Consider the following 25819-nt stretch of genomic DNA (forward strand, 5'->3'; position numbering starts at 1 on the left):
GTTATAGGTAACGCCCTTGGCGTTGTAAGAACTCAATTTTGTAACCATCAGGATCAGTCACAAAAAAGAACGTTGCCAAATGCTTTTGTTGGTGATCAAAGGCTTTGATGTCACCCGCTTCAATACCGAGAGATTTAATGCGTTTGTGAGTTTGTTCGATATCCTCTACGCTGACAGCAAGGTGACCGTAGCCTGAGCCGTGAGTGTAAGGCTCAGTTTGATCGTGATTGTGTGTTAGCTCTAATTCAAAGCCAGTTTCTTCGTTGGCTAGATAGGTCAGAGAAAAACCATCAAAGATGTATTGGTCTTTGATTTCTAGCTCAAGTACGTCGCGGTAAAATTGTAGAGAACGGTCCAGATCGCTGACTCGGATCATGGTGTGAATCATTTTTGTCATGGGTACTCCTTGATAGTCCGCATAGGTTAGCGAGTTCAAAAGGAGTCTGGGTAGTACTCTAGTACGACAAATTAGAACATGCTCAATGGCTTACAACTCTTGTTGCATAGCTTATGAAGGTTATTGGTAGGTTGGTCAGCGGTTGATTGTTAAGTGTTTAGTTGTGTCAGTGCTTGACGAATCGTCTCTTTAGGTTGGCGAGCGTAAGTGAGACAGGCGCAGCGGAGTAGGGAGGCAAAGTTGTTTACTTCACCATTGTATTCGAGCGCTTCTTGATAGACCGTACTAATAAACTTAGGAACAGTCATGTTTTGAGCGTTAGCAATTTCCTCAAGAATCGTCCAAAAGCTTGCTTCAAGTTTTACACTTGTGGCGTGACCATCAATACGGATAGAGCGGGTGATGAACTGATAGTTGTCTTGGGGCTGCTTAGCAAATATTTCGCACATTTTCTTCATTCATATAATCAAAGACCTATAATTATTGAGGTTTATTGTTTAAAACGTCAACTATTTTCATGCATAAAAAAACGCTCCCTTACGAGAGCGTTTGAACATCACGAGTCGTGAAGTAAGTGTAAGCCGATTATTTGATTTGTTGCTTTAAGTACTCACCTAACTGAGAGTGGTGCATGATTTTTGATACCGGAAGGATAGTTTCTGCCGGTCCCCAAGCAAATACGTTGACTGGGGTATGCGTATGAGTACCCGTTCCCCATACTGTGTTTTGCTTTGTTGCATGCTCACGCGCTAGCAAGTTGCCACGGTCGTTGTAAGGAAAGAACGCATCAAAGTCATTGATTGTAGGAACGTTCTCTTCGCTTAAGTATTTGTGTCCAGCGAGTCGGTATGGATTTGGTTTACTTGCTAATACGCGTTCTGCTTGCTCTGGTGTAATCGAAAAATCGCTATTTGCGTTCACGATTTCCGCAAACTTCTCTGGTGTTTGAGCTTTCTTATCAAGCGCTTGGAATTCGCTGATCATGCCGTAGTAACTTTTCTTTTGGTTGTATAAACCATCAAGGATCTCGAACTGACCAAAGTTGAAGTTTGGCGCGTAATCTTGATTTTTGAATGCTTCGCCGTCGCGTTTTTGCGGTTTAGGCAAGTTTGCTGATGAGTAACTAAAGCCGAAAGAACCGGTCTCGTGGTCAGCGGTAACAATGATCAGTGTGTCATCACGGCCTTTTGCCCACTCATAAACCGAGTCTACCGCTTCGTCGAATTTGATCATTTCATGCAGCATCGTACCCGCATCGTTACTGTGGCCAGCCCAGTCAATTTGACCGCCTTCAACCATTAAGAAAAAGCCGTCTTTGTCTTTTGAAAGGATGTCGATCGCTTTGGTGGTCATTTCTTTCAGTGATGGCTGCGTACGTTTTGGATCGTTTTTGCTTTGACTGTAGGCAATACCATCGTTCATGCCCGAGTAAGCAAAAAGTCCAAGTAATTTGTCACCTTTAGCTTGTGTGAGCATATCGCGGCTGAAAGCCAGGTTGTAACCTTGGTCTTGCGCCTCAGTAAGCAAGTTGCGCTCATCTTTACGTTTCGACTTTAGGTAGACATTACCTTCAGTGAGCTTTTCAAGTTGCTCGTATGTCTCTCCCTTGTCGTTTGTCGACTTTGGAATCCAATGACGAAGTCCGCCAGACATCATCACGTCAACGCCAGTTTCTAGCATGTCCGCCGCAATACTGTTTTCTAGAGAACGGTGTGGTTGATGAGCGGCAAATGCGGCTGGCGTTGCATGAGTCATACGTGTATCAGAGACGAGACCCGTAGCCTTACCTTTGCTTTTGGCTTTTTCCAAAATGGTTTCAACGTGGTTGCCTTGGCTATCAATGCCAATGACTTCAGAAGCGGTAGGTATTCCTGTTGCTAGCATCGTTGCGGAGCACGCAGAGTCGACAACAATCGCGTCTTCTGGATTAGTCAGTGATGATCCAATCACACCTTCTTGAGCGAGTTTATACAAAGCGGTAGTTTCGCCTTGGTAAATCGAGTTAGGTGCGTGTTTGGCGTAGGTCTCTAGTAGACCAACTTGTTGAGGCCCCATGCCATCGCCGATCATCAAAATAACGTTTTTGATTTCGGCCGAGAGTGCATTAAAAGAGAGGGTTGATGCTGCCACTGCGGTAACGATTGGAGATACTAAGCGCTTCATTATATTTTCCTTGTTTATTAAAAGCGCTGGCATTAAAACAATGATTTATGACGATTTTGTGTCGGTAATAAAAGTTTAACTAAATTGTCGTCTTTGCTTGGGTTTGTAGAAAAAGTGAATCAACCTCTAACGTTTGTGAATTTAGAAAGAAGAAAGCCCACAAACGTGGGCTTGGATTACGCTTAGGAGTTGAAAGCATGGACTAAAGTTATCCATTCAGTGCCTTCACAAGAAACCTAGTTTAGGGAGCAATAAACGAGTATGCGTTTTAAGATCATAAGAGCGGTCGAATTGAGGAGTATATAACCTACGTTTACGACATATCGTTCTTTGACGTATCAAATTATGGGCTGCAGTTAGTGATTTATTCAAATAGGATTTATTGTCGTAACGATTATTAGACCAACGCTAATATGATGCCACCGACAGTGAGGGCCGCAGAAAGGTATTGACCCGCAGAGTATGAGCCGTCTTCTTCTTCCTCGATTTTGTCAGGGTGATCCATGCCAAGTGCGCCATGTGTAAAGGACTCCACTTTTTCACCAACAGATTTATCTTCTGCTTCTACTCTCTTACTGTCGTGTTCGATTTGCTGCAGAGCGGCGAGGAGCGCTTTGCCCTCCGTGGACAGTGTCACCTTATTGTGTTCGACTTTTAGCGGCGAAGCGTTGCCTTCCTCTTGTGCAATACTTGTTTGCTTAGAGGCGACAGATTGTTTGGCATAGTTATTAACAGAAGTGCTTCCTACTGGATTCATCGAATACTCCTTGGAACATCGACACTCGGTCACTGAGTGCGGTAAAAAGCAGTTATATTACTATCGGCGGCAAAGTCTATTTCTGAAGCTATTTGGATAAAAACAGGTCTGCTTTTGCCGCTTCTGGTTTCTATTCGTGATCATTAGCAAAAAATAGACCAGCAGTAAGCAGACCGTTGTCACTCTATGAACTCGGAGCAGTGTGATGATGCAACGCAACGACAAGGTAGTAACTTAAATTGGAGACCAGCTACTTACATTGAAGATCGCTATTGCGCTTAGTGAGGTGTTGATATGCCGCCATGCGGTGAGCATCTTGTACATACCGTACTGGTGGTGCAAGAACCTCTAACTGATAATCAGTATGATCAGCAAGCACATTATCTGTTGGGCTAATTACAACCACTTTTAAGCTCGGGTTGCGGCTTAAGATTGATGCTGCCGTACCCAACCCTTGCTCGGTGTGAAACTTGCCCGCAACATGGACAACCTGAGCGCCTGGGTTGTCGTCTAGGTAGCTAACGATAGATTCCGCCATAGTTTCATCCCAAGTAACTTGAGCTGCAAACTGTTTTTCCGTCTGCTCTGGCTTACCGTGATGCATGGATGCCATGAACTTTTCTTTGTACGGACTACTGGCCGTGTTGATGGATTCTGCAATAAACGTTCGCTGCTCATCATCGAGCTTGTTAACGTAGTCTATCCCCTGACGACCAATACATCGGACAATGCCCTTTGGTGCATTCGCTGCAATCACCGGGAGATTTTTCTGCTTAGCAAACTCAACGAGAGGGCGATAGTCGCTCTCATAATTGGGCCAAGCATTGGCTTGTTTCATCAAGTACTGTTCACCGATTTCCCCACGCAGGTAAGCGTCAACAACAGGTTGTTTGTCGCGGGTAAATTGTTCCATTGATAACGCGAGTGGGCGGTCATAAGATGAAAGTTGTTTGAGCATATCGGTTTGAAAGCGATGAACGCCGGCATGTGTGTGCCATTCACCAATAAGAATAACATCTGCTTGTCGCAGCTCTTTTGGTAGTTCGCTTAGAGCGATGTGCTCACCAGAAGGAGTGTAAAGTTGGTAGTCGTAAAAAGTAGTGACTTCCGCAGAGGTAGGGTGAGAGTTGGTTGATGGAACAGAAGAACAACCAGTAAGTAAGCCAGCAAAGAGCAAGCTTAAAATAGAAAAGCGCATTGAAAAGCCTCCAAAAATGTCCGGATGATATTAATGGAGGCTGAGCAATGAATCAATATAAATGATAACTATTTGCGTTTGTTGGTTGCCACTATTATTACTGAGTGGACATTTTGCGATATACGCGCAGCATAAAATCAGCCTCACACTGATAGAGTGTAGCGGACTTCAACTCTTCACGAAGTGCATCGGTTGCTTTCCATGCGAATGGCGTCATTTGCAATAAATCGAATGCGGCCCCGTCCTTCAAATTCATAACATAGTTAAGATGTTGTTGATGCTCTAATTCATATCCTTCAATGTGTTCTGGCTCTTCACTGTGAAGACGAACATCTTGATAAATGCGTTCACGTAGTTGGTATAAGTGACGGCTTGCAGGTGTCACCGTGATGACCACACCGTTCTCTTTTACAACGCGCTGAAGCTCTTCTGCTTTGCAAGGGGCATAAATGCGCAAAATAGCATCTAAGGATTCATTCGCGAAAGGAAGCCGATGGCTAGAAGCGACGCTAAAGTGACACTGTGTGTAGCGCTTCGCCGCATAACGAATCGCAACTTTTGAAATGTCCAATCCATATATCGTCGCATCGTCCGTTTGCGTTTGTATCGTTTTCTGCACTTGATCCGTGTAGTAACCCTCGCCGCAACCAATATCTAATAATTGATGATCGGTTCCCTCTGTGTATTTCGCACACAGCTGCGCAACCTCTTGGCGCATTGGGTTGTAGTAATTCCCCTCAAGGAATCGACGACGAGCTTGCATCATCTCTTTATTGTCACCAGGATCTTTAGAACGTTTGTGGTGCGCTGGCATCAAGTTAACGTAGCCTTCTTTTGCTAAGTCAAACTGATGATTGTTTTCGCACTTAAACGTTTTTTCACTTAACGCTAGAGCTTGGTGGCATAAAGGGCATTGATAGTTCATGACGATCTCGAACAGAAAGTAGGGCGGCAAATTCTATCAAAAAGCGTGGTCTCAAGTGAAACAAAAAGAGCCGATGGAATCGGCTCATATTCAGTATTAGTGGAAGAAGTCGACTTGCTCTTTCAAGTTCCGAGCTTGTTGTTGCAGTTCAATGGCACTTTGCGAGGTTTTCGCGCTGGTGTCGCGGCTTTCTCGGTTTAGCTCACTGATAGAATGGGCATTTGCAGCAATTTCTTGGGATACTTGCGCTTGCTCTTCTGAGGTCGCAGCAATGGCGTCGGCTTGAGACGCTATCGACTGGACTTGTACTGCGATAGCTTCTAATGCTGTACCCGCGTCTTGTGCTTTGTCTAAGACCTGATTGGCACTGCGTTGGCTGTCAGTCATCATATTAACTGCATTATGAGTAGAGCCTTTTAGCTTCTCAATAATTTCAACTACATCCTGAACTGAGCTTTGTGTACGGTGCGCAAGTGTGCGCACTTCATCTGCTACAACTGCGAAGCCACGACCTTGCTCACCTGCTCGTGCGGCTTCAATGGCTGCATTCAACGCAAGTAGGTTGGTTTGCTCTGCAATCTCATCAATCATCTTCGTGACGGTTTGAATACTCTCACTATCGCGATTGACTTGCTCGATAGCCGCTGCTGATTGATCCAATTGATCGTTGAGTTGAGCAACATCGATACATACGCCTTCTACAATCGCGAGACCAGATTGACTATCGGTATTTGCGGAGCGTACGTTTTCCGCAATGCTTTCTACTTGCTGCGCCACCGATTGAGCGGAAGAGGCCATCTCTTCGATTGCTGTTACCACTTGTTCTACTTCTTCTTGTTGGCGGTCAGCTTGGGTTAAATTGCTATGGGCATCATTGGCAACGCTGGTGGAGTTGCTCTCTACTAAGTCGCTTGTGGAACGGATCTTACCTACAAGTTCATTGAGTTGACTTGCCATACTGGCGACACCCGTATTCAGGTTCGTAATTTCATTTTTTGATGCCTTACGAGACGATGGGACGTTCAAGCTGACCTCGCCGCCCGCCAAGCGAGTCATATAGGAGTTTAGAACGGTCAGAGGTTTTAAGCTGCGATTCAAGAAAAGTGTCAGTACAACAAAAGTAATGATTGCCGCTACCGAAGAAATGATGGCGATAAGTTTAAGTAGTGTATCACTGCCTTTGGTCACTTCTTTGATAAACGTACCACCCAGTAGTTTCCAGTTCCAGCCTGGTACTTCGGTAAACACTAAGTACTTTTCGCCGACTGTTGAGCCGAATTGGTAAGGGTATAGAATTAATCCGCTCTTTTGTTCAAAAATTTTATGGAAAGGCTTATTACCCTCGTAGTCACGAACTTCTGTGATTGAAGGGTCGGTTGCACTTTTAGTCGGATGGAGTAGGTACTTACCAAGATTGTTGTCGTCGTTGTCGACAATGATGGTATAGCCAGTATCGCCCCATTTAATCTCTTCTAGCGCATCGAATAGCGTTTGTGTTGCTTGATCTACGGGTAAACCAATAAACGATAACCCTGCAACTTTTCCAGTTGCATCTTTAATTGGAGAGTAATAGGTAATGTAGCGTTCGCCGTACAACTTTATTTGAGCGTAATATGGCTGACCAGCTTTTAGTTGCTGATAACCTGGGTGGTCGAGACCTAGTGTGGTTCCCACTGCTCGTTGACCTTGTGGATCTTTTAGTGAGGTAGATACACGGATAAAGTCATCTCCCAAAGGCGCGAATAAAGTCGCGATAGCACCGGTATCACGTGTGAAGCTATCGACCAGCTTTGTGTCGTTAATTAAGCTTTCACTGTATTGAGTGATGTTTGGTATTTCATGCCCCATGAAATCAACCGTATAGTTTTCGACATAAACACCGGCAAGGTAGCCATTACGAAAAGTGGACTCGAGCACTTTAGCGGTATGCAGATAAGCATCGAATTGGCCAGCAATGGTTTTAGCCATCGACTCTACTTTAGATTGGTGCTCTTTAAGGGTGCTTTCCAATAGAACATCGGAAGCGTTACGGTAAACAAGCGCAGCAATACTGCTGAAAGCAATGAATAGACACAAAGTGATAACCAGCTTTAACTGGAATCCGACACTTTGATTTCGGTATCTCTCTAACATAGATTAGTTCCTGATATTTTTATTATTTATGAGTTTTGTATCGGCATGCTATCGGTTTATATGATCGAATTTTTTGATATTTATTAATGAAATAGTCAAAAGTGACTGATAACCAATAAGTTAGTTGAGAGAGGACCATCTAGGTGGGGCTTTTATTACAAAAAAGGTCGGGTATTCCCGACCTTTGATCTGGTTATAACTACTGCACTGAAATTACAGTGACAAGTTCATGAGTCTCACCTGGCTGGAGCGTTTTACCTTGCTCGATACTTGGAGCGTGAACAGTAGATTCAACACACAGCATGGTTTGGTAACCATCGTCAGCCATATCAGCCATACCTTGTGCACCTTCTGCCCAAGGGTTCCAAAGTACCGCGGAGTTATGACCATGGTTTTCCACGCTTAATGTACGATTCAGTTCCGGATCTTTTACCAAAATTTTCGCTTCTGGTTGCGTGTAAACGCGATCAATGGTGTCTGTGAGTTGCAGAACATCACCACCTTGGCATACCGCATCAGCTTTCAAGCTATCAATGTACTCGGCACCCATGCCTGTCGTTTGTGCTTGCTTAATGTCTCCAACGTTTAGGTAAGTATGTAACGCGCCAGAGAAGGTCCAAGCTTCGTCATCGATGTTCATGACTTTGAGTGTCACTTTTAGCTCATCGCCAACTTCAACCACCAAACGAGCGTCAAACATATGTGGCCAAATATCGTGGATTTCTTCTGTCGGGAACAGAGCAAGTTCAACAATCACGCCGTTATCGTTCTCGCGATGTTCAACCAGCTCCCATTCAGCAATACGTGCGAAACCATGAGCCGGTGCTGCAATACGCCCAAACCATGGCCAGCAAACGGGAATGCCGCCTCGCAGAGCTTTTTTCCCGTCGAAAATTGCCTTCTCGCTCATCCAAATCAAATCTTCATGACCAGCAGGAGTGAACGAAACAACGTGACCACCATGTAAGGAGATGCCTGCTGTCGCTTTCTCATGAATAACACGTACTACTTTGACCTGATCAATTTCAACGACAGTAACGTTATCAGATAACACGGTTAGAGCTGGGAGAGTTTTTAAATCCATGTGCTGTTTCCTATCATTGGGGAAAGTAGGGTTTCGACATCCGTCGCAAATACAATGCAACAGCGCCGAGGTATTCTCTCAAATTCCAGATACAAAAAAGGCGACTCTAGAGCCGCCTTTTCTTTAACGAAGTTATTCGCTAATTGCTAACTATCTAATTACTTAGAGATGTGAGCGATTAGGTCTAGAACTTTGTTTGAGTAACCGATTTCGTTGTCGTACCAAGATACAACTTTAACGAAGTTATCAGTTAGAGCGATACCAGCTTTAGCATCGAATACAGAAGTTTGAACTTCACCGATGAAGTCTTGAGATACTACTGCATCTTCAGTGTAACCTAGAACACCTTTTAGCTCGCCTTCAGAAGCTTCTTTCATTGCTGCACAGATAGCTTCGTAAGATGCGCCTTCTTTTAGGTTAACTGTTAGGTCAACTACAGAAACGTTAGCTGTTGGTACGCGGAAAGCCATACCAGTTAGTTTGCCGTTTAGTTCTGGAAGAACAACGCCTACAGCTTTAGCAGCACCAGTTGAAGATGGGATGATGTTTTGAGAAGCACCACGACCACCGCGCCAGTCTTTAGCAGAAGGACCGTCTACAGTTTTTTGAGTTGCTGTAGTAGCGTGAACTGTAGTCATAAGACCAGATTCGATACCGAACTTGTCGTTAAGAACTTTAGCGATAGGCGCTAGACAGTTAGTAGTACAAGAAGCGTTAGAAACGATGTCTTGACCAGCGTAAGTAGCGTGGTTAACGCCCATTACGAACATTGGAGTAGCGTCTTTTGAAGGACCAGTTAGAACAACTTTCTTCGCGCCAGCTTCGATGTGCTTACGTGCAGTCTCGTCTGTTAGGAAAAGACCAGTTGCTTCTGCAACAACGTCAACACCGATTTCGTCCCACTTAAGGTCCGCTGGGTTGCGCTCTGCAGTAACACGTACAGTTTTACCGTTAACGATTAGGTTACCGCCTTCAACTTCAACAGTACCGTTGAAACGGCCGTGAGTTGAGTCGTACTTAAGCATGTATGCCATGTACTCTACGTCGATAAGGTCGTTGATACCTACAACTTCGATGTCAGCACGCTCTTGCGCTGCACGGAATACGAAACGACCGATACGGCCAAAACCGTTAATACCTACTTTGATAGTCATTATAGTTGCTCCACAACTTAATTTCTGATTAAAGATAACTGGTAGTAAAATTACAGAATCCAGTAAACATCTGCAAGTGATAATCGGACTTAACTTGTTTAAAGTCAAAAAAAAGCGACGCTTTTTTTAACAATTCTTCGCAAATGTTCGTTTTTTAAACTTTTAACTGATTCTTCTGTAGTCCAGTTGGCGTAATATAACTGGTGAGATAAGTGCTCTTATCAAATTAATTACGCATGGTGTCCTGGTGAGAAAGTATGTGCTACAACTGTTAAGAGAAGCAAGTTTTTTGCTAAAAAAGTCAATACCAAAAACAGTAAAGAAGGAGCAGAAAGTCGTGGAACAAAACGGGAAAAAAGTGGCGAAGTCAGATGAGCAGTGGCGTGAGCAACTTTCTGAAGAAGAGTTTCGTGTCTGCCGAGAGCAAGGTACAGAACCGCCTTTCAGCGGTAAACTACTGCATAATAAAGAGACGGGTGTTTATGCTTGTACCTGTTGCAATGCCCCTCTCTTTGTCTCTGATAACAAGTATGACTCTGGCTGTGGTTGGCCAAGTTTTGATGCGCCCATCAATGATCAAGCGGTGCGCTATTTAGAAGATCTGAGTCACGGAATGGTACGTACAGAGATTCGTTGTGCCACATGTGATAGCCATCTAGGGCACGTTTTTAACGATGGCCCACAGACCACGGGTGAGCGTTTTTGTGTTAATTCAGTGTCGTTAATTTTCAACAAATCAGAACAATAACGACAAAATTGTGCTCGATAGTGTTTTATCCTTTCAATACGATTTGTTGTAAGTAGAAAACAGAGTGTAGTTTGACCCAAAGAAAAACTCCCGCCAATTGCGGGAGTTTTTTCGTTTATATCTCTTTGGGTATCATTGCTGGAGAGTAGTTTCCTCTCTCTATGGCTTTTGCCACCGATTCAGCTAATTCATCTAGCTGCTGATATTGCTCTGCATGACTAAAATTAAACATACGCTTGAGCTGCTTTTCATCAGCAAGCGGGACGTCGAATCTTTTTGCAACCATTGCCCACAGATACGCGCGCTCTTTTTCTCCAAGCCCTTGATGAATGCTTGCCATTGATTTGAGAATGATCGGATTAAGGTTGTCTTCATCCGATAAAGACAACGCTTTATTCAGCAGTATTAACGTTTTCTTGGCATCTCGATTAGTATAGAAAGTAGCTAATGCATATTGCATCTCAGCAGTATTTAACTTGGGTGAGCCTTCCATTTGTAAAAATGCGCGACGAGCTTGGATGTCACCCGTTTGAGACCACAAAAAATACAAAGTAGCCGGGTCTTCTGAGCCTTTTAACTCGTTTACGATGCGTTCTAGCTCATCAATACTGTGTACCAAAGCGTTAAAACGCTGTCTCTTGAGAGCACTTTGATCAATAGGTGTGATCTGAGAGGCGAGTTCTAAGCATTTTCTATATTCAGCGACCAGACCGTATTCGATGATTTGGTTGGCTTCTGATGGTTTTTTCAATTGCTCAAACCGATGCCATACTAAATTTGTTCTGGGAACTCGACATTGCCCGTCATCCATATTGAGCTGTTTGCAGCGCAGCTCTGGTGTTTTTTGGCACAACTCTTCGGTTGTCACGTTACCTTCGAAACAGCCCGTTAGTGCGAGACTTGTGAGGCTGAGAAGTAACCAGTGTGTTCTTTTCATGGCTTTGCTTGTGATCCGTTACACCAATTCATTTTCGTATTCTTGACTCAGTTTCTTAACCCGTTATGTTCTGTAAATAGAATGTAATAAGAAGGTACATTATGGACGCAGAACAACTATTACAAGCGATGACTCCAGAAGTTTATGATCGCTTAGTCTATGCAGTAGAAACGGGAAGATGGCCTGAGGGTACAACACTTTCTAAAGAGCAGCGAGATTCGTGTATGCAAGCTGTGATGTTGTATCAATCAAAACATAATACTGATGCGCAGCATATGACGGTTGCGGCAGGTGGTGAAATCAGCTTTAAATCGAAGCAAGAACTTAAAAAACAATTTAGCGGAGAAGAGAGCGACATTGTTCGTGTCAATCCGAACATTGATTAAGTGAACCTTTGATTTTTATAGGGTTCCCTTTACCGCTACTACTTTGACTTTAAAAGAAAAAAGCCCAATCTCTATTGGGCTTTTTAGATCGTAGTAAGCTTGAATTTACAGGCTCATCTCACCACGCAGTACTTGCTGCATTCTCTCTTTCACTTCTTCGTAAGAAAGGTTTTGGCTTAGAAGGTAATGCAGTTTTGCTAGTGCCGCTTCTGGCGTCATGTCAAAGCCGCTGATAACTCCAGAGTCTGCCAGTGCACAACCCGTGGCGTAGCCGCCCATATTCACTTTGCCTGCCAAACATTGAGTTAGGTTCACGACAATAACGCCGCGCTCAGAGGCTTCTTTCAGGTGACCAAGCAGCTCAGGGTTCTGAGGAGCATTGCCGACACCAAAAGTCAGAAGAATCATCGCATTCACGGGCTGACGAAGCGTGTTTCGGATAACTTCGTGTGAAATGCCAGGGTACATGGTGATCACACCGATTGGTTGTGGTGTGATGTTGTGAACCTTAAATTCACCTTCTGGTTGTGCACCAACGGTTACGCTGTTGCTTACTTGAATATTGATCCCGGCTTCCAGCAGTGGAGGAAGGTTTGGTGAAGTAAAGGCATTAAAACCGTCCGCATGAGATTTTGTGCTGCGGTTACCACGCATCAACTGATTATTGAAGAACAAAGTAACTTCGTTGATCGGGTAGTTTGCGGCAATATGCAGAGCATTCAATAGGTTTGCTTGACCGTCAGAACGCAGCTCTGCGAGAGGGATCTGTGAACCCGTAACAATCACTGGCTTGCCAAGGTTTTCAAGCATGAAAGACAATGCAGATGCTGTGTATGCCATGGTGTCAGTACCATGTAGGATGACGAAACCATCGTATTTGTCATAGTTGTCACGAATATCATCCGCAATCTGCTGCCAGTCGGCAGGCGTCATATCTGATGAGTCAATCAGAGGATCGTATTCGTGGATAGTGTAATCCGGCATTTCAGGACGGTGAAACTCTGGCATGCTTGCTAGTTGCTTTTCCATAAAGCCAGCAACAGGCACATAGCCGTGATCCGATTTTTGCATTCCGATGGTGCCACCGGTGTAAGCGATGTAGATGTGTTTTCTAGTCATCGTTTTTTCTTTCATGTAGGGGAACAGAGGCGGGGATTATATACCTAAATAACCTTGAGATGCGAGGCTATGCGCACAGCATCAGAAAGTCATCTGAGGAGATGTTGAGCGTAATAAAAAGGGCACCTCAAGTAGAGGTACCCTTTGTAATATTAATGAAAAAGCTACTGCACTTGGCAGTTCAAACAAAATGCGTATTGACCTTTAGGATCGTTAAAGCTTTGTAGCAAGCTTGCGTCTTGTTCAAACTGTTGAGCTACGGGTTGAAGACTTTTTGGTAGCAAGCTGGTTGCATCAATACCTAGAGAGACTTTCACCTGTTTCATGAACTCTTGTAAAAATAGTTCAGTGGGAGAAAGCGGTTCTTCTACCCAGTAAATGCCGTAATCGGTCACATTCGCCAGTTTCGCCGCTAGTTCTACGGCATCATCAAAGTCACCCATCTGGTCGACAAGACCAAAGGATAGTGCGTCTTGTCCTGTCCAAACTCGACCTTGAGCGACGTTGTCGACTTCCTCTAGAGACATATCGCGATTCTCGCCAACCAAAGAAATAAAGCGCTTATAACCGTGCTCGATACCTAATTGGAATACTTGAGACGCGCCGTCAGAGAGGCCAGTGGTAATGCCGTCACCAGAGAACGGCGATGTGCCAACGCCATCAGTATTAATGCCTAACTTACTAAAGCCTTTTTCAAACGTGGTGATGACACTAAAAATACCAATGGAACCCGTCAGGGTTGTTGGCTGAGCAACGATCTTGTCTGCGCTCATTGAAATCCAATAACCACCAGAAGCGGCCAAACTCGACATGGATACAACAACTGGCTTGCCTGCTTGTTTTAGTGCTTCTACTTCGTTGCGAATCACCTCAGAGGCAAAGGCACTACCCCCGGGGCTATCTACTCGCAACACGACCGCTTTCACCTTTTCATCATTGCGTGCCTGACGCAACAAGCTTGCGACGGTGTCACCTCCGACAGTACCACGAGGTTGTTGACCATCCATAATCGCGCCACTTGCTAGAACAACGGCGATATCGTGCTGAGGTAGTGTGTAATCAGGACGAATCGTTGCAAGGTAGTCGTAGTAACCAATCGCGTTGTAGCTGTCTTTGCCGTCACTACCAAACTGTTTGGCAAATAGAGTGCGAATGTCTTGGCGTGTCGCGAGTTCATCAACCAAGCCCATTTTAACTGCGAGCTGAGCAAGATCACCATCCACTGACTTCATTTCGTCAATCAGCTCATCCATGGTTGGGTTAAGCACTTTCGCATCAATGTTTCGGTTTGTGGTTACGTCATCAACAAAAGCACTCCACAACTGAGTAACCCAGCGTGTTGCTGACTCTTTCGCCGCATCGGACATGTCATCACGAATAAACGGTTCGATAGCGGATTTATAAGTACCTACGCGAAAAACATGAGTAGAAACGTCAAGCTTTTCAAGTAACGTTTTGTAGTACATTGAATAGGCACTGTAACCTTTAATCAATACACCACCATCAGGTGCCAGGTAAACTTTATCAGCGTAACTTGCCAAGTAATATTGGCTTTGGTTGTAGAAATCACCTACGGCGTAAACGGGTTTACCTGACGCTTTAAATTCGTTCAACGCTTTCGCGATGTAACGTAATTTCGTGAGATTTGTTTCTGGCATGTCTCGCAGTGCTAGCACTAATCCAGACACTTTAGGATCGTCTTTCGCGTAGCGAATAGTATCAACGATATCGAAAAGAACGTTTTCTTTCGGTAACTCATTGCCCAAAAGGGAACCAGCAAAAGAGTCCATTGGATTTACATAGCGTCTTTGTTCGACAATCGGACCTGAAAGGTTCATCACCAATGCCGACTCTTTTTCGACGACGGGTTGACCGTCTCCGGTATAAGTAAAAGCAAAGTAGAAAACGGCAATCATCAGCAAGAAGATCAGGTTTGCCAGTGCGAGTCTGATAAAGGTGATGCTCTTCCATATCCCTTTAAATATCAAACCAATAAATTTGAAGAGTTTTTTCATCTTGTCTCCATAACGAGATAGTTACGCCGAGTCTAACAAAGTATGGGTTCTTATCTCTAAGATCTCAAAAGATAACATTTTTTTAGCTTATCACGACCACTCAACAATTGGCATATTTTCACGCGAGATTGATCGGTGTTACAAAAATGTAAACGCTTGTTTGATTTTTTGGTTGAGCGGGCTTAATCTGGTCAGACCATGATAATAACAATGGATGTTAAGTGATGTCTGCCATGTACCCAAACCTATTAAAGCCACTGGATCTCGGTTTTACACAATTACGAAACCGAGTCCTGATGGGATCAATGCACACGGGCTTAGAAGAGCACAAAGAAGGATTACAGAAGCTCGCGGCTTTCTATGAAGAACGCGTGAAAGGCGGTGTTGGACTGATTGTAACCGGAGGTTTTTCTCCTAACTTACGCGGTCGTTTGCACCCATTGAGTGCTGAGTTCAGCAAGCCAAAGCATGCCAAGGCCCACAAAGTTGTGACAGAAGCGGTGCACAAGCACGGTGGCAAAATTGCCCTACAAATTCTCCATGCTGGGCGTTATGCCATGCATCCATTCTCGCAAAGTGCGTCTGGCATTAAAGCGCCAATTGCAAAGTTTGCTCCGAGTGAAATGAGCGACCGCCAGATTAAGAAAACCATTGATGCCTTTGCAAATAGCGCTGAGTTAGCCCAGCTTGCTGGTTATGATGGCGTCGAGTTAATGGGCTCGGAAGGTTACCTGATAAACCAATTCTTATGTAAGCGCACGAACATGCGTTACGACGAATGGGGTGGTAGTTACAAAAAACGTATGCGTTTTCCGCTAGAAATTGTCAAAGCGGTTCGTAAGGCGGTGGGTGACAAGTTCATCATCATTTTCCGTCTCTCTATGCTGGATCTTGTCGAGCAGGGCAGCACATTTGAAGACGTTATCGAATTGGCGAAAGCGCTTGAAGAGGCTGGCGTCACGATTATCAATACGGGTATCGGTTGGCACGAGGCTCGAATTCCTACCATTGCGACTCAAGTACCACGCGGTGCGTTTACGTGGGTTACGGAAAAAGTTAAGCCTCACGTTTCGGTTCCTATCATCACTTGTAACCGAATAAATACGCCAGACGAAGCAGAACGTATTCTATCTTCAGGTCATGCTGACATGGTTTCGATGGCGCGCCCATTCTTGGCCGATCCTTACTTTGTTGCTAAAGCCGAACAGGAAAAAGCGCAGTTTATCAATACGTGTATTGGTTGTAATCAGGCGTGTCTAGATAACGTGTTTAAAGGTAAGCGCGCCAGTTGCTTAGTGAACCCACTTGCGTGCTATGAAACCGAAATTGTTGTTGAACCAGCCTTTAAGAAGAAAAACATTGCCGTTGTCGGAGCTGGTCCTGCGGGCTTGGCTTGTGCGACTACACTGGCTGAACGTGGCCATAAGGTTGATTTGTTCGAAAAGAACGACCGCATCGGCGGTCAGTTCCGTCTTGCGATGCAGATCCCTGGTAAGGAGGAGTTTCGAGAGACGATACGATATTTCGCTAACCGTATTGATGAAACAGGCGTGAATCTGCACTTATCGACGGAAGCGAACTATGACTTACTCACAGAATACGATGAGATAGTGATGGCATCGGGTGTCGAGCCACGTAAAGTCAATATTGATGGAATTGAGAACCCAGAAAAAGTCGTCGACTATCAAACACTCATTCGAGACAAAACGCCAGTCGGTGAGAAAGTGGCTATCGTTGGTGCTGGTGGTATTGGCGTAGATGTCGCGACCATGCTCACAGAGCCAGTTGGACAAACGTTGGATGACTGGTTGCATGAATGGGGAATAGACAAAGAGATGTCTCAACCGGGTGGTTTATACCCTTACCCTGATGCGGTCAGCGATAAAGAAGTCTGGGTGCTTCAGCGTCGTAAAGGTCGTGTAGGTAAAGGTCCGGGTAAAACAACAGGTTGGATCCATAAACGTACCCTTGAAAAACGGGGCGTACATTTAGTCGGTGGCGTGTCTTACGATAAAATTGATGATCAAGGTTTGCACATTCATGTAGATGGAAAAGAACAGTTATTGAACGCGGACAAAGTCGTCATTTGTGCGGGGCAAGAGTCTGTTCGTCCATTTGAAGATAAATGGTCTGAACTTGGAGAGAAGATTCATATCATTGGCGGAGCTGACCATGCGGGTGAACTTGATGCTGTGCGTGCGATTCGTCAAGGTGTTAAATTGGCGGTAAAACTCTAGCCTTTTAATGTGTGTTTACCATAAAAGCTGCGCTTTGAGCGCAGCTTTTTTTGTATAGAACTAGTCACTAATATCTGGCAGTTGTTTGGCCATTACCACGCCAGCAAAAGTAATAAAAGAGAACACTAACACCACAGCTGAAAGGCTCAAGAAGTTCGACATAACACCAAGAGAACTCATTAGAAGCAGCATTATCCCAACCACTGTGTTACTCACGGCTACATAGCTCGTCCGTTTGTCACCTTCTGCGATATCAACTAAGTAGGTTTTTCGTCCGACTCGTATTCCGTCGTGGGCAATACACACACAAAAGTAGAGCAGAGGAATCACGAATAGCAAGCTTTGGCTAGCGGTGACCCACGTATCGTAAACAAATAAAACAACGCCAAGTAGCGCGCTCATCGTTGCGCCGATGACCATAACACTGCGGCTAGAGCGATCGGACATTCTTCCCCAGAAAGGACCTGACACAAAGGAGGCCAAGCCACTCGCAAACATAAAGAGAGCTAGCACCCAGAGCTGTCCACCGAGAGATTGCTGTGCCAGCACAACGTAGTACGGTGCACTCAGCGCAGAACATAAAAATAGTGTCCGCGTGATAACGAATCGACGAAAGGTCACGTCTGTTTTAAGTAACGCGAGTTGTTTAAATGCCTCAAGGACGCCATTTCGACCACCGTCTACCTCACCTGCATACTCATTAATTCGTGCATAAACTAATGCCGCAATAAGCCATATGGCACCCGCTAACCCTAAACTCAGACTGTAAAAGCGCTCCGTCGGCTCTACGTCCCATAACCAGGCTAGTGCCAGAAGACTAGAAAAAAGTAGTGTAACAAGGCCAGCAGCGCTTGAAGACCAGCCGTTGACTTGACCTCGTTGGTTTTTAGGGATGGTTTTGCCCAACACATCTTTTGATGCGACGGAATTTAAACCGCGTGAGAGACTGAAGATCACAAGACATGCAATTACACCATAACCCGCAGCAGCTCCTGTCAGAGTTAATGCGACCACTCCGATTGCAAATATGGAAAGAGCCTGCAAGATGCTGCCAATTACCCAGACCCATTTTCTTACTGGAATGCGTCGGATGTAGTGCGCGATGCTAAGTTGTGGGATAAGGGAACCTGATTCACGAATAGGAACGAGCCAACCAATTAAGTAAACCGGTGCCCCGAGGCTTTGTAGTATCCACGGCAACGTGACTTTGGGGTTGATTAACGCATCGCCGACCTTCGTTAAAAACTGAGCAAGAATGATTTTAAGAAAGTTGCCGGGAACTTGATGGCAAGCTGATTCAGGAATCGCCTTACAGGCACGGGCATCTTCGTCATTAACGATCTTTTCGTAAATGCTGTTTTGTTTATCCTTGTTCATCAACCTGCCTATGTTCAACTTATTCATTTCGCGAATAAATTAACATTAAATCGAGTTTGATGTTAAGTGAAGCACGTTATCAAGCCCACAGAAAACCGGTTGTTATTCGTAGGAACAGATTGTGCTAAAGTGGCGTAAACAAAATAACAACGATATTCGATAAGGATTCTTTCATGGACGCTCTCGATCTTTTGCTCAATCGCCGATCTATCGCGAAGTTATCTGCGCCTGCACCAGAAGGTAAAGCACTTGAGAACATCATTCGTGCAGGCCTTCGTGCGCCTGACCATGCGGGATTAACCCCTTGGCGTTTCGTTATCGCACAGGGCGATGGTTTGAAAAAACTGTCAGATATCTTGGTAAAAGCCGCAGAAGCTGAAAATAGTGATGAAGCGGTGGTCGAAAAGGTGAAAAATGCGCCATTTCGTGCGCCAATGGTGATCACAGTGATTGCTAAAGTAACGGAACATGAGAAAGTGCCTGCACTAGAGCAACACTTATCTGCGGGATGTGCCGTACAATCCATGCAGATGGCAGCGGTAGCGCAAGGCTTTCAAGGATTTTGGCGCTCAGGTAAGTGGATGTTCCATCCAGAAGTTCATCAAGCGTTTGGTTTAGAAGGCGACGATGAGATTGTTGGTTTCTTGTACCTAGGTACGCCTGGTTGCACACCGATGAAAGTTCCTGAGCGTGACCTCTCTCAGTTTGTTGAATTTCTATAACTGAAAACTTAAACAAACTTGACTGTTTATTTATACAGTTTTTCTTGATTTATTAGGGCTACATTCGTTAATGTGGCCCTAATTATATTTATTTCCAAAACGTTATGTCTCGTCTGTTTATTGCTGAAAAACCAAGCTTAGGCCGTGCGATTGCCGCTGCTTTGCCAAACCCTCAAAAGAAAGATCAAGGATTCATCCGCTGTGGGAACGGGGATATCGTTACTTGGTGTATCGGCCATTTGCTCGAACAAGTCGAACCTGACGCTTACGATGAGCGTTATAAAAAGTGGAATATGGCAGATTTACCAATTGTTCCGCAGCAATGGCAGCTCAGACCGAGGAAAAGCGCAAGTAAGCAATTAACAGTGATTCGTAAATTGCTCAAAGAAGCTAACGAAGTCATTCATGCAGGAGACCCAGACCGAGAGGGTCAGCTGTTAGTTGATGAAGTTCTCGACTATTGCAAGTTATCTAAAACCAAGAAGGAATCCACACAGCGTTTGCTGATTTCCGACTTGAACTTACCTGCGGTGAAACGCGCACTCAGTTCTATGCGCAGTAATCGCGAGTTTATCCCACTTTCAGTTTCTGCATTGGCTCGCTCTCGGGCTGATTGGTTGTATGGCATGAACATGTCTCGTGCTTATACCTTGCTTGGTCAAAAAGCAGGGTATCAAGGTGTTCTCTCGGTAGGGCGAGTGCAAACGCCAGTTCTTGGCTTAGTGGTGCGTCGTGATGAGGAAATCGAAAACTTTGTCCCGAAGGACTATTTTACCCTACATGCTCTGATCCCATATCAAGATGCCAATGGTACTTTTGATATTCGTGCTCGTTGGAAGCCAAGTGAGGCATGCAAGCCTTGGCAGGATGAAGAAGGGCGAGTGTTAAACCGTAAGTTAGTGGAAAACGTTGCAAACCGTATTGCAAATCAACCCGCGAAAGTGACGGAGTCGGAACAAAAGCAAACCAAGCAATCAGCACCATTACCTTATTCATTATCTGCTTTACAGATCGATGCAGCGAAGCGCTATGGTATGAGTGCGCAACAAGTACTAGATACTTGTCAGGCATTGTATGAAAAGCACAAGCTGATCACTTATCCACGTTCAGATTGTCGCTATTTACCGATGGAACACTACTCACAAGCAGAGATGGTGACAACAGCTATTGCGAATAACGCAAAAGAGCTGCAAGGTGCCGTTCAGGGAGCAGACTTAACATTAAAGTCCAAAGCCTGGAACGATAAAAAAGTGGATGCGCACCATGCGATTATCCCTACACCAAAACAAGCTAATGTGAATGCGCTTTCGGGCAATGAGATGAAAATGTATCAATTGATTGCGCGCCAGTATCTCATGCAGTTTTATCCGGCGGCGGTTTACGCAGAAGCGAAATTAGTTTTCGATATCGCTGGTGGTACGTTTATCGCGAAAGGTCGTCAGTTAGTTGCGCCGGGTTGGAAAGCGCTAATGGGCAAAACTGACAAGGAAGATGATGGTATTGATGCCGTGCCACCGTTACCAGAAGGCACCGTGTTAACTTGTCGTGAAGGGGAAATAAAAGACCGAAAAACCGAGCCACCAAAGCACTTTACCGAAGCATCGCTGTTGCAAGCGATGACCGGGATCGCCCGTTACGTTGCGGATAAAGAACTGAAAAAAATCCTTCGTGATACTGATGGGCTAGGTACGGAAGCGACTCGCGCTGGTATTTTGGACACGCTGTTCAAACGCCAACTGCTCACGCGTCAAGGTAAATCAATTCTCAGCTCTCCTGCGGGAAGAGGTCTCATTCATGCCTTGCCAGAAGATTCAACGTACCCAGATATGACGGCTCATTGGGAGCACCAGTTACAAGGTATGGCAGAGAGAAATCAGGCATATCAGCCGTTTATGCAAGCACTAGAGCAACGCATTGATGGCTTGATGGCACAAGTAAAAGCAGGGCCGATCCCTGATTCATTGCGTCATCTACCCGAGGTGGAACGTCCTGCGTTTAAACGTAAAAAGCGTAGTTATTCAAAGAGTGGTAGTGCGACTAAATCCCGTGCAACCAAAGGTAAGCGGGCATAGGACAAGCGCGGCGTAATTAAACACCGCGCATGCTTGAAAATAGATTACTCGAACAGGTCGCCGTGGTTTTGGATCGCGCCTCTTACTTCACCTTGAGTTAACACGCGTTTGTCCAGTACCTCTTTCACCTGGTTGCCCAAGTCAACTAATGTATCTCGATTCGCTTGAGTTTGGCGTTTACCAGCACTTCTCAAGCAGTAGTTTAGCTCGTGCTCTTCGCTAAAATTAACCAAATCCCTATCTGCTGCCATCGTGCCTTCTCCTTAATTGTTCTACTTTTTCATAAGTCTGGATTGGATATAGATAAATTCAAGTTAGATTGCGCGAATTATGCTGGTAGATCGCCGATGAACATTATGTTTGCCAACCAAGTCACGATTATGAAGCCTAGCTTAGGTGTTATTTGGTTTATTGATGGTTGTTTCTTAACGCCGCTACCAAGGTAGCTCAGTACCATCGTAGTTAATAAATCGACCTGAAAGTTGCGGTGTACTCAGCTCTATCACGTTCGCTAGGCCCTGCGCGGAGGCTTGCGTATCTATCAATGCATTTGGCCCGCCCATTGCCGTTTTTACCCAACCAGGATGAAGCGCTAAAACGGTAAATCCTTCAGGTGTTAAATCATTGCTCAAGCTTTTAACAACCGAGTTTAGCGCCGCTTTCGATGAACGATAAATATAACCGCCACCGGACGTATTTTCCGTCATGCTCCCCACTTTTGATGAGATACAAGCAATCTTTTTCATCTTGCCTTGTTGTAAGCGAGGGTAACAGAGCTCAACCAGTTTTAACGGTGCAATGGTGTTTACTTCGAAGACTTTACGCCATTCTTCTACGTCAGTGTCTCCAAAGCCATATCCCTTGGGGCCGTAATATCCTGCATTATTGATGAGTAAGTCGATGGCAGGGAGTTTATCGGCAAGCAGAGCGACTTGTTCGTAGTGAGTTACATCCAGTTCGTGCAAAACTAGATTGCTGTAATGTGAGGCTAGAGTTTGTAGTTCAGAACTGTTCTCCAAGGAACGGCTAGTAGCGTGTACTTGATGGCCTTGCTTTAGGTACAGCTCAGTTAAGCTAAGGCCAATGCCGCGATTTGCTCCGGTAATAAAGACGGTTTGACTCATACAAACACCTATGTTTTTTGATTTCAGCTGAAAGTCATTGTGTTAGCTAAGCGCAATAAAATCAACCAGCCACCACGCACCAACAACGAGAGATGAAAATAGGGACAGAGCACAAAGAGAGCCAAACAGTGCGCCGAGAATAGCAAAGAAAGTAGAATTCATATGTATATTAAATTTAATTGATATTGAAAATCATTATCAATTAAATTGCATTTTATTCAACCCTTGAAGTTGATACTATTTCGTTACCATTGTTATTAAGAATTTCTCATGCTGCCATTTATCTACCACCCGATTTATTCTCAACTTGAGTTGCCAGAGGGGCATCGTTACCCAATTATGAAGTACCAGTACCTCTATGAATCGGTATTGGTACATATGGAGAAAGATAACTGGAAAGAACACGTGCAGTTTTTCCAGCCAGAAGCATTAACTGTTGAGGAAGTAAAACGTGTTCATGACCAGGAATACGTCGACTTACTTGTGAATGGAAACATGTCAGCTGCGAAGATGCGCCGAATAGGTTTTCCTTGGAGTGAGTCTCTCATTACCAGAACGCTAACTTCAGCAGCGGGCACGGCTTTGACCGCAAATAAAGCACTTGAGTATGGTGTTGCCATTCATTTGAGTGGCGGGTATCACCACGCACACAAAGAGTTTGGCAGTGGTTTTTGTTTATTTAATGACTTAGTGATCGCGGCCAGGCAAGCGCTCGAAGTCGAACATGTCGATAAAGTATTGATCATTGATAGTGATGTTCACCATGGGGATGGAACAGCAACTTTGTGTCACGATGAGCCAGATATCATCACGCTTTCTTTCCACTGTGACAAAAACTTTCCGGCTAGAAAGCCTCAGTCTGATCTAGATGTGCCTTTGGTGCGAGGAACAGGTGATGAGGATTTTTTAATAGCGTTTAAGGAAGTGGTCGATATGGCGCTTAATCTTCATCGTCCTGATTTGGTTATCTACGATGCTGGTGTTGATATACATCAAGACGATGAGCTTGGATATTTTGATGTGTCGACGCAAGGGATTTTAGAGCGTGATAGATTTTTAATGCAAACAATGAAATCGCGAGGTATCCCTGTCGCAGCTGTCGTCGGAGGTGGATATCGAACGAATCATTCAGACCTCGTCCCAATCCATTTGCAGCTCATTAATGCCGCTAAAGAAGTTTTTGTTGGTAAGTAAATACAACTAGACGTGAGTATCAACCTGATTCATAACGGGACACTGGAACGAAAAGGGCGCTAATTTTCTAATGGGTTCTTTCTGAATGTGGCGATTGCTTGGCTTGTATTCAAGGAGGGATTTGTACAAATCTTTTCAAATCTGGATATACGAAAAAGCCCGCTAATTTCTTAGCGGGCTTTTTCTAAATGTGGCGGAGAGATAGGGATTTGAACCCTATCGCTCGCTAAAAATCTTTCGCAAACCCTTGATTATAAAAGAGTTTTCGACAACTAGTCATGCAAATCGATTACAAGTGCCTAAGTCAATTGACTACTTAATGATAGTTTCAAAAATGTACATCTAAGTCAAGAAAATATTGGCACCAAAACTAGCTTCCATCTTCATTACTCGCAGCTGTAACCTTATTGAGTGACATTGCATCAGGAACGGCTTTAGTCCATGTATTATGAGCCTCAGAAGCAAAACAAGTCACTTTGTAAATCAGCAACTTATCGGCAGTTTCGTTTGTAAGACCTTCATATACATCCACTCCATATCGATAGTGAACTAAAGTAGTTTCGATTTTTCTCTGTGCGGTTCTATAGACTGTCCACAGAGTTTGTGGCTTCCTTAATTGGAGCCAAGCTGTCGAAAATGCGGCTATTGCTGATAAACCAGATGGTATAACTTTTGATACCCAAATACCGTCTCCAAGACTTACAAATAAAGGAGCCAAAAGGGAGCAAACCATGACACTTCGGAAACACCAAATGCTTTCTGATTTATTATGATCTGCTTTTCTTTTGTAATGCAGAGCTTGCGCATTCCCATAATTTTCAGCAGATATTTCGGTAGTTTGTGCATCAGACATAACGTTCTCTAGTTAATCAATTGATTTGCGTATCTTTCAACAAGCTCTTTAAGAGTGTTCGCGCTTGTGTAACTTGCGTATGATTGATAATTATCATTTTTCTCGGAGTCTGCAAAGTCGCAAACAGACTTTATTGCGAAGACTTGAGGAGTAGGAGAGGATGAATTTATAGCAGTGTAATAAAGTCCGTAGATTTCCATTTCAATTCCAAGCGCTTTGCGTTGTTGGGACTGAATACTCTGAACAATTGCACTATCTGCAATGACTGAGGAGCCTACTGCTATTGGACCAATATGGAATTTAGGCGCACTTAGTATATGTGACTTTTCTCCTTTATAGTTAAGTATCATATTATGAAAAAAATTATTATCGTCTTGCAATAACTCCGCATGTGCTTTCACTGAAGCTGAGGATGGTAGTTGGTGTGGATCAATATGATGTACTCCATTATCCATCCGTTTACCATGCTGATAGTCCCAAGCAAAAGAAGCAAAAATGATATCACCTAAATTAACTTCACCCTTTATCCCAGCACATATGCCCGTCATTGCGATGACTTTTGGACGGAATCTGTGGATAATTGCCGAACTAGTAAAGGTAGCAGATACCATACCCATACGCTCACAACTAGCAACTACTACTGAATAACTTTTGCCTTTAGAAATAAAGTGACCTCTTCTATAAAACAGCTTATCATTCAATGGCTTAGATTCTTGCCAATCCCAATCTAACTCAAGTATTGCGGAAAGCTCGGGATCTTTCAGAGCACAAACTATTGCTAAATCCACAGTATCATAAGTATCATTTCCTTCCCCCGACTCGACATTATCAATATAACTAATGGCATTAATAATACGGTCTTCCCACTCATTGCTGCTTGCTGAATGTTCAACAACACCGAGAAGGTGGCTCTCAAAGTTCAATAGTTCATCAGTAACTGTAGATTTATCTCCTGTTATTCCTAGAATTAGCCTTGGCTTAATGTATTCATCAGAATTATATAATGATAACAAAATATCTTGAGAGAACTTTGACGAAACGCCATCATCTTCTGACCATAAAGGTAACAATATATCCAATATAAACAAATCGTATTTGTTTTCCCCGAATTCAACTGCGAAGTGCGACACTCGCTAATATCAAGCAGCCAATGCCATTTCTTTAAATACAATTGCTGGCTGCTTGAAGTCTAAACATTTTCTCGGTCGATAATTTATCCGCAAT

At 44.2% G+C, this 25819-nt stretch carries 23 protein-coding genes; 6 read left to right on the plus strand and 17 right to left on the minus strand.

Annotation, left to right across the window (positions count from 1 at the left end):
- Position 1: 1 nt before the first annotated feature.
- From NL645_RS11000 to gap, 9 genes are all read right to left on the minus strand, one after another.
- A complete protein-coding gene (locus NL645_RS11000) occupies positions 2-397 on the minus strand; it encodes a VOC family protein (protein WP_005397245.1) in 396 nt (131 codons plus the stop codon).
- Positions 398-546: 149 nt separating this feature from the next.
- Complete coding sequence (locus tag NL645_RS11005) at positions 547-846, minus strand: ribbon-helix-helix domain-containing protein (RefSeq protein WP_031780613.1); 300 nt, start codon at positions 844-846, stop codon at positions 547-549.
- Between the two features lie 136 nt (positions 847-982).
- Positions 983-2560, minus strand: coding sequence for an alkaline phosphatase (locus tag NL645_RS11010; protein WP_053808796.1), 1578 nt, complete (start codon positions 2558-2560; stop codon positions 983-985).
- Positions 2561-2957: 397 nt separating this feature from the next.
- A complete protein-coding gene (locus tag NL645_RS11015) occupies positions 2958-3317 on the minus strand; it encodes a hypothetical protein (RefSeq protein WP_005397250.1) in 360 nt (119 codons plus the stop codon).
- Positions 3318-3567: 250 nt separating this feature from the next.
- Positions 3568-4515 (minus strand): ChaN family lipoprotein, encoded by a 948-nt coding sequence (locus NL645_RS11020; protein ID WP_253651699.1) that lies wholly within the window; start codon positions 4513-4515, stop codon positions 3568-3570.
- 97 nt (positions 4516-4612) lie between these two features.
- Complete coding sequence (gene rlmA, locus NL645_RS11025) at positions 4613-5440, minus strand: 23S rRNA (guanine(745)-N(1))-methyltransferase (RefSeq protein ID WP_253651700.1); 828 nt, start codon at positions 5438-5440, stop codon at positions 4613-4615.
- Positions 5441-5536: 96 nt separating this feature from the next.
- Positions 5537-7573: a methyl-accepting chemotaxis protein gene (locus tag NL645_RS11030; RefSeq protein WP_046874510.1), complete on the minus strand. Its 2037-nt coding sequence runs from the start codon at positions 7571-7573 to the stop codon at positions 5537-5539.
- 199 nt (positions 7574-7772) lie between these two features.
- On the minus strand, positions 7773-8657 hold the full coding sequence (locus tag NL645_RS11035; protein WP_253651701.1) for a D-hexose-6-phosphate mutarotase: 885 nt from the start codon (positions 8655-8657) through the stop codon (positions 7773-7775).
- A gap of 158 nt (positions 8658-8815) precedes the next feature.
- Positions 8816-9811 carry a type I glyceraldehyde-3-phosphate dehydrogenase gene (gene gap / locus NL645_RS11040; protein WP_139060831.1) on the minus strand — a complete coding sequence of 332 codons (996 nt, stop codon included), beginning with the start codon at positions 9809-9811 and terminating at the stop codon, positions 8816-8818.
- Between the two features lie 337 nt (positions 9812-10148).
- On the opposite strand from gap, the gene msrB reads away from it, so the two are divergent.
- The gene (msrB, locus tag NL645_RS11045; RefSeq protein WP_176319628.1) at positions 10149-10559 is read left to right on the plus strand and encodes a peptide-methionine (R)-S-oxide reductase MsrB; all 411 of its coding nucleotides are present in this window, start codon (positions 10149-10151) and stop codon (positions 10557-10559) included.
- Between the two features lie 115 nt (positions 10560-10674).
- Here the strand turns inward: msrB and NL645_RS11050 are convergent, their stop codons facing one another.
- A complete protein-coding gene (locus NL645_RS11050) occupies positions 10675-11496 on the minus strand; it encodes a DUF2989 domain-containing protein (RefSeq protein WP_114323307.1) in 822 nt (273 codons plus the stop codon).
- A 101-nt stretch (positions 11497-11597) separates the two neighbouring features.
- On the opposite strand from NL645_RS11050, the gene NL645_RS11055 reads away from it, so the two are divergent.
- Positions 11598-11882 carry a YeaC family protein gene (locus NL645_RS11055; RefSeq protein WP_005380700.1) on the plus strand — a complete coding sequence of 95 codons (285 nt, stop codon included), beginning with the start codon at positions 11598-11600 and terminating at the stop codon, positions 11880-11882.
- A 105-nt stretch (positions 11883-11987) separates the two neighbouring features.
- Here NL645_RS11055 and ansA read toward each other — a convergent pair whose 3' ends face one another.
- The gene (gene ansA / locus NL645_RS11060; protein ID WP_046874512.1) at positions 11988-13001 is read right to left on the minus strand and encodes an asparaginase; all 1014 of its coding nucleotides are present in this window, start codon (positions 12999-13001) and stop codon (positions 11988-11990) included.
- Between the two features lie 164 nt (positions 13002-13165).
- Complete coding sequence (sppA, locus tag NL645_RS11065; RefSeq protein ID WP_139060832.1) at positions 13166-15016, minus strand: signal peptide peptidase SppA; 1851 nt, start codon at positions 15014-15016, stop codon at positions 13166-13168.
- 224 nt (positions 15017-15240) lie between these two features.
- Here sppA and NL645_RS11070 point away from each other — a divergent pair, with 224 nt between their 5' ends.
- Positions 15241-17253 carry an NADPH-dependent 2,4-dienoyl-CoA reductase gene (locus NL645_RS11070; RefSeq protein ID WP_237308159.1) on the plus strand — a complete coding sequence of 671 codons (2013 nt, stop codon included), beginning with the start codon at positions 15241-15243 and terminating at the stop codon, positions 17251-17253.
- Positions 17254-17313: 60 nt separating this feature from the next.
- On the opposite strand, the gene NL645_RS11075 is transcribed toward NL645_RS11070, so the two are convergent.
- On the minus strand, positions 17314-18630 hold the full coding sequence (locus NL645_RS11075; protein ID WP_253651702.1) for an MFS transporter: 1317 nt from the start codon (positions 18628-18630) through the stop codon (positions 17314-17316).
- 173 nt (positions 18631-18803) lie between these two features.
- Here NL645_RS11075 and NL645_RS11080 point away from each other — a divergent pair, with 173 nt between their 5' ends.
- Together NL645_RS11080 and NL645_RS11085 are read left to right on the plus strand one after the other, a co-directional pair.
- The gene (locus tag NL645_RS11080) at positions 18804-19352 is read left to right on the plus strand and encodes an NAD(P)H nitroreductase (protein ID WP_005396515.1); all 549 of its coding nucleotides are present in this window, start codon (positions 18804-18806) and stop codon (positions 19350-19352) included.
- A gap of 104 nt (positions 19353-19456) precedes the next feature.
- Entirely contained in the window at positions 19457-21424 is a 1968-nt protein-coding gene (locus tag NL645_RS11085) for a DNA topoisomerase III (RefSeq protein ID WP_253651703.1), read from the plus strand.
- Positions 21425-21468: 44 nt separating this feature from the next.
- Here NL645_RS11085 and NL645_RS11090 read toward each other — a convergent pair whose 3' ends face one another.
- Positions 21469-21675: a hypothetical protein gene (locus NL645_RS11090; RefSeq protein WP_005380717.1), complete on the minus strand. Its 207-nt coding sequence runs from the start codon at positions 21673-21675 to the stop codon at positions 21469-21471.
- Between the two features lie 183 nt (positions 21676-21858).
- On the minus strand, positions 21859-22548 hold the full coding sequence (locus tag NL645_RS11095; RefSeq protein WP_104972009.1) for an SDR family oxidoreductase: 690 nt from the start codon (positions 22546-22548) through the stop codon (positions 21859-21861).
- 270 nt (positions 22549-22818) lie between these two features.
- Here NL645_RS11095 and NL645_RS11100 point away from each other — a divergent pair, with 270 nt between their 5' ends.
- Positions 22819-23742: a histone deacetylase gene (locus NL645_RS11100; protein WP_150919168.1), complete on the plus strand. Its 924-nt coding sequence runs from the start codon at positions 22819-22821 to the stop codon at positions 23740-23742.
- A 370-nt stretch (positions 23743-24112) separates the two neighbouring features.
- Here the strand turns inward: NL645_RS11100 and NL645_RS11105 are convergent, their stop codons facing one another.
- Together NL645_RS11105 and NL645_RS11110 are read right to left on the minus strand one after the other, a co-directional pair.
- Complete coding sequence (locus tag NL645_RS11105; protein WP_222818618.1) at positions 24113-24595, minus strand: DUF4231 domain-containing protein; 483 nt, start codon at positions 24593-24595, stop codon at positions 24113-24115.
- 8 nt (positions 24596-24603) lie between these two features.
- Positions 24604-25674 (minus strand): hypothetical protein, encoded by a 1071-nt coding sequence (locus NL645_RS11110; RefSeq protein WP_253651704.1) that lies wholly within the window; start codon positions 25672-25674, stop codon positions 24604-24606.
- Between the last annotated feature and the right edge of the window lie 145 nt (positions 25675-25819).

This window comes from Vibrio sp. Y51_MX_L26 (genome assembly GCF_024181935.1).
GTDB lineage: Bacteria > Pseudomonadota > Gammaproteobacteria > Enterobacterales > Vibrionaceae > Vibrio > Vibrio diabolicus.

Excerpts from the sequence above, each read along its gene's own strand:
- NL645_RS11010 (WP_053808796.1), bottom strand. The coding sequence starts at position 2,560 with ATGAAGCGCTTAGTATCTCCAATCGTTACCGCAGTGGCAGCATCAACC.
- NL645_RS11020 (WP_253651699.1), bottom strand. The coding sequence starts at position 4,515 with ATGCGCTTTTCTATTTTAAGCTTGCTCTTTGCTGGCTTACTTACTGGT.
- rlmA (WP_253651700.1), bottom strand. The coding sequence starts at position 5,440 with ATGAACTATCAATGCCCTTTATGCCACCAAGCTCTAGCGTTAAGTGAA.
- NL645_RS11000 (WP_005397245.1), bottom strand. The coding sequence starts at position 397 with ATGACAAAAATGATTCACACCATGATCCGAGTCAGCGATCTGGACCGT.
- NL645_RS11035 (WP_253651701.1), bottom strand. The coding sequence starts at position 8,657 with ATGGATTTAAAAACTCTCCCAGCTCTAACCGTGTTATCTGATAACGTT.
- NL645_RS11090 (WP_005380717.1), bottom strand. The coding sequence starts at position 21,675 with ATGGCAGCAGATAGGGATTTGGTTAATTTTAGCGAAGAGCACGAGCTA.
- NL645_RS11070 (WP_237308159.1), top strand. The coding sequence starts at position 15,241 with ATGTCTGCCATGTACCCAAACCTATTAAAGCCACTGGATCTCGGTTTT.
- NL645_RS11085 (WP_253651703.1), top strand. The coding sequence starts at position 19,457 with ATGTCTCGTCTGTTTATTGCTGAAAAACCAAGCTTAGGCCGTGCGATT.
- NL645_RS11075 (WP_253651702.1), bottom strand. The coding sequence starts at position 18,630 with ATGAACAAGGATAAACAAAACAGCATTTACGAAAAGATCGTTAATGAC.
- NL645_RS11030 (WP_046874510.1), bottom strand. The coding sequence starts at position 7,573 with ATGTTAGAGAGATACCGAAATCAAAGTGTCGGATTCCAGTTAAAGCTG.
- NL645_RS11055 (WP_005380700.1), top strand. The coding sequence starts at position 11,598 with ATGGACGCAGAACAACTATTACAAGCGATGACTCCAGAAGTTTATGAT.
- ansA (WP_046874512.1), bottom strand. The coding sequence starts at position 13,001 with ATGACTAGAAAACACATCTACATCGCTTACACCGGTGGCACCATCGGA.
- NL645_RS11095 (WP_104972009.1), bottom strand. The coding sequence starts at position 22,548 with ATGAGTCAAACCGTCTTTATTACCGGAGCAAATCGCGGCATTGGCCTT.
- NL645_RS11050 (WP_114323307.1), bottom strand. The coding sequence starts at position 11,496 with ATGAAAAGAACACACTGGTTACTTCTCAGCCTCACAAGTCTCGCACTA.
- NL645_RS11015 (WP_005397250.1), bottom strand. The coding sequence starts at position 3,317 with ATGAATCCAGTAGGAAGCACTTCTGTTAATAACTATGCCAAACAATCT.
- sppA (WP_139060832.1), bottom strand. The coding sequence starts at position 15,016 with ATGAAAAAACTCTTCAAATTTATTGGTTTGATATTTAAAGGGATATGG.
- NL645_RS11100 (WP_150919168.1), top strand. The coding sequence starts at position 22,819 with ATGCTGCCATTTATCTACCACCCGATTTATTCTCAACTTGAGTTGCCA.
- NL645_RS11005 (WP_031780613.1), bottom strand. The coding sequence starts at position 846 with ATGTGCGAAATATTTGCTAAGCAGCCCCAAGACAACTATCAGTTCATC.
- NL645_RS11080 (WP_005396515.1), top strand. The coding sequence starts at position 18,804 with ATGGACGCTCTCGATCTTTTGCTCAATCGCCGATCTATCGCGAAGTTA.
- gap (WP_139060831.1), bottom strand. The coding sequence starts at position 9,811 with ATGACTATCAAAGTAGGTATTAACGGTTTTGGCCGTATCGGTCGTTTC.
- NL645_RS11105 (WP_222818618.1), bottom strand. The coding sequence starts at position 24,595 with ATGTCTGATGCACAAACTACCGAAATATCTGCTGAAAATTATGGGAAT.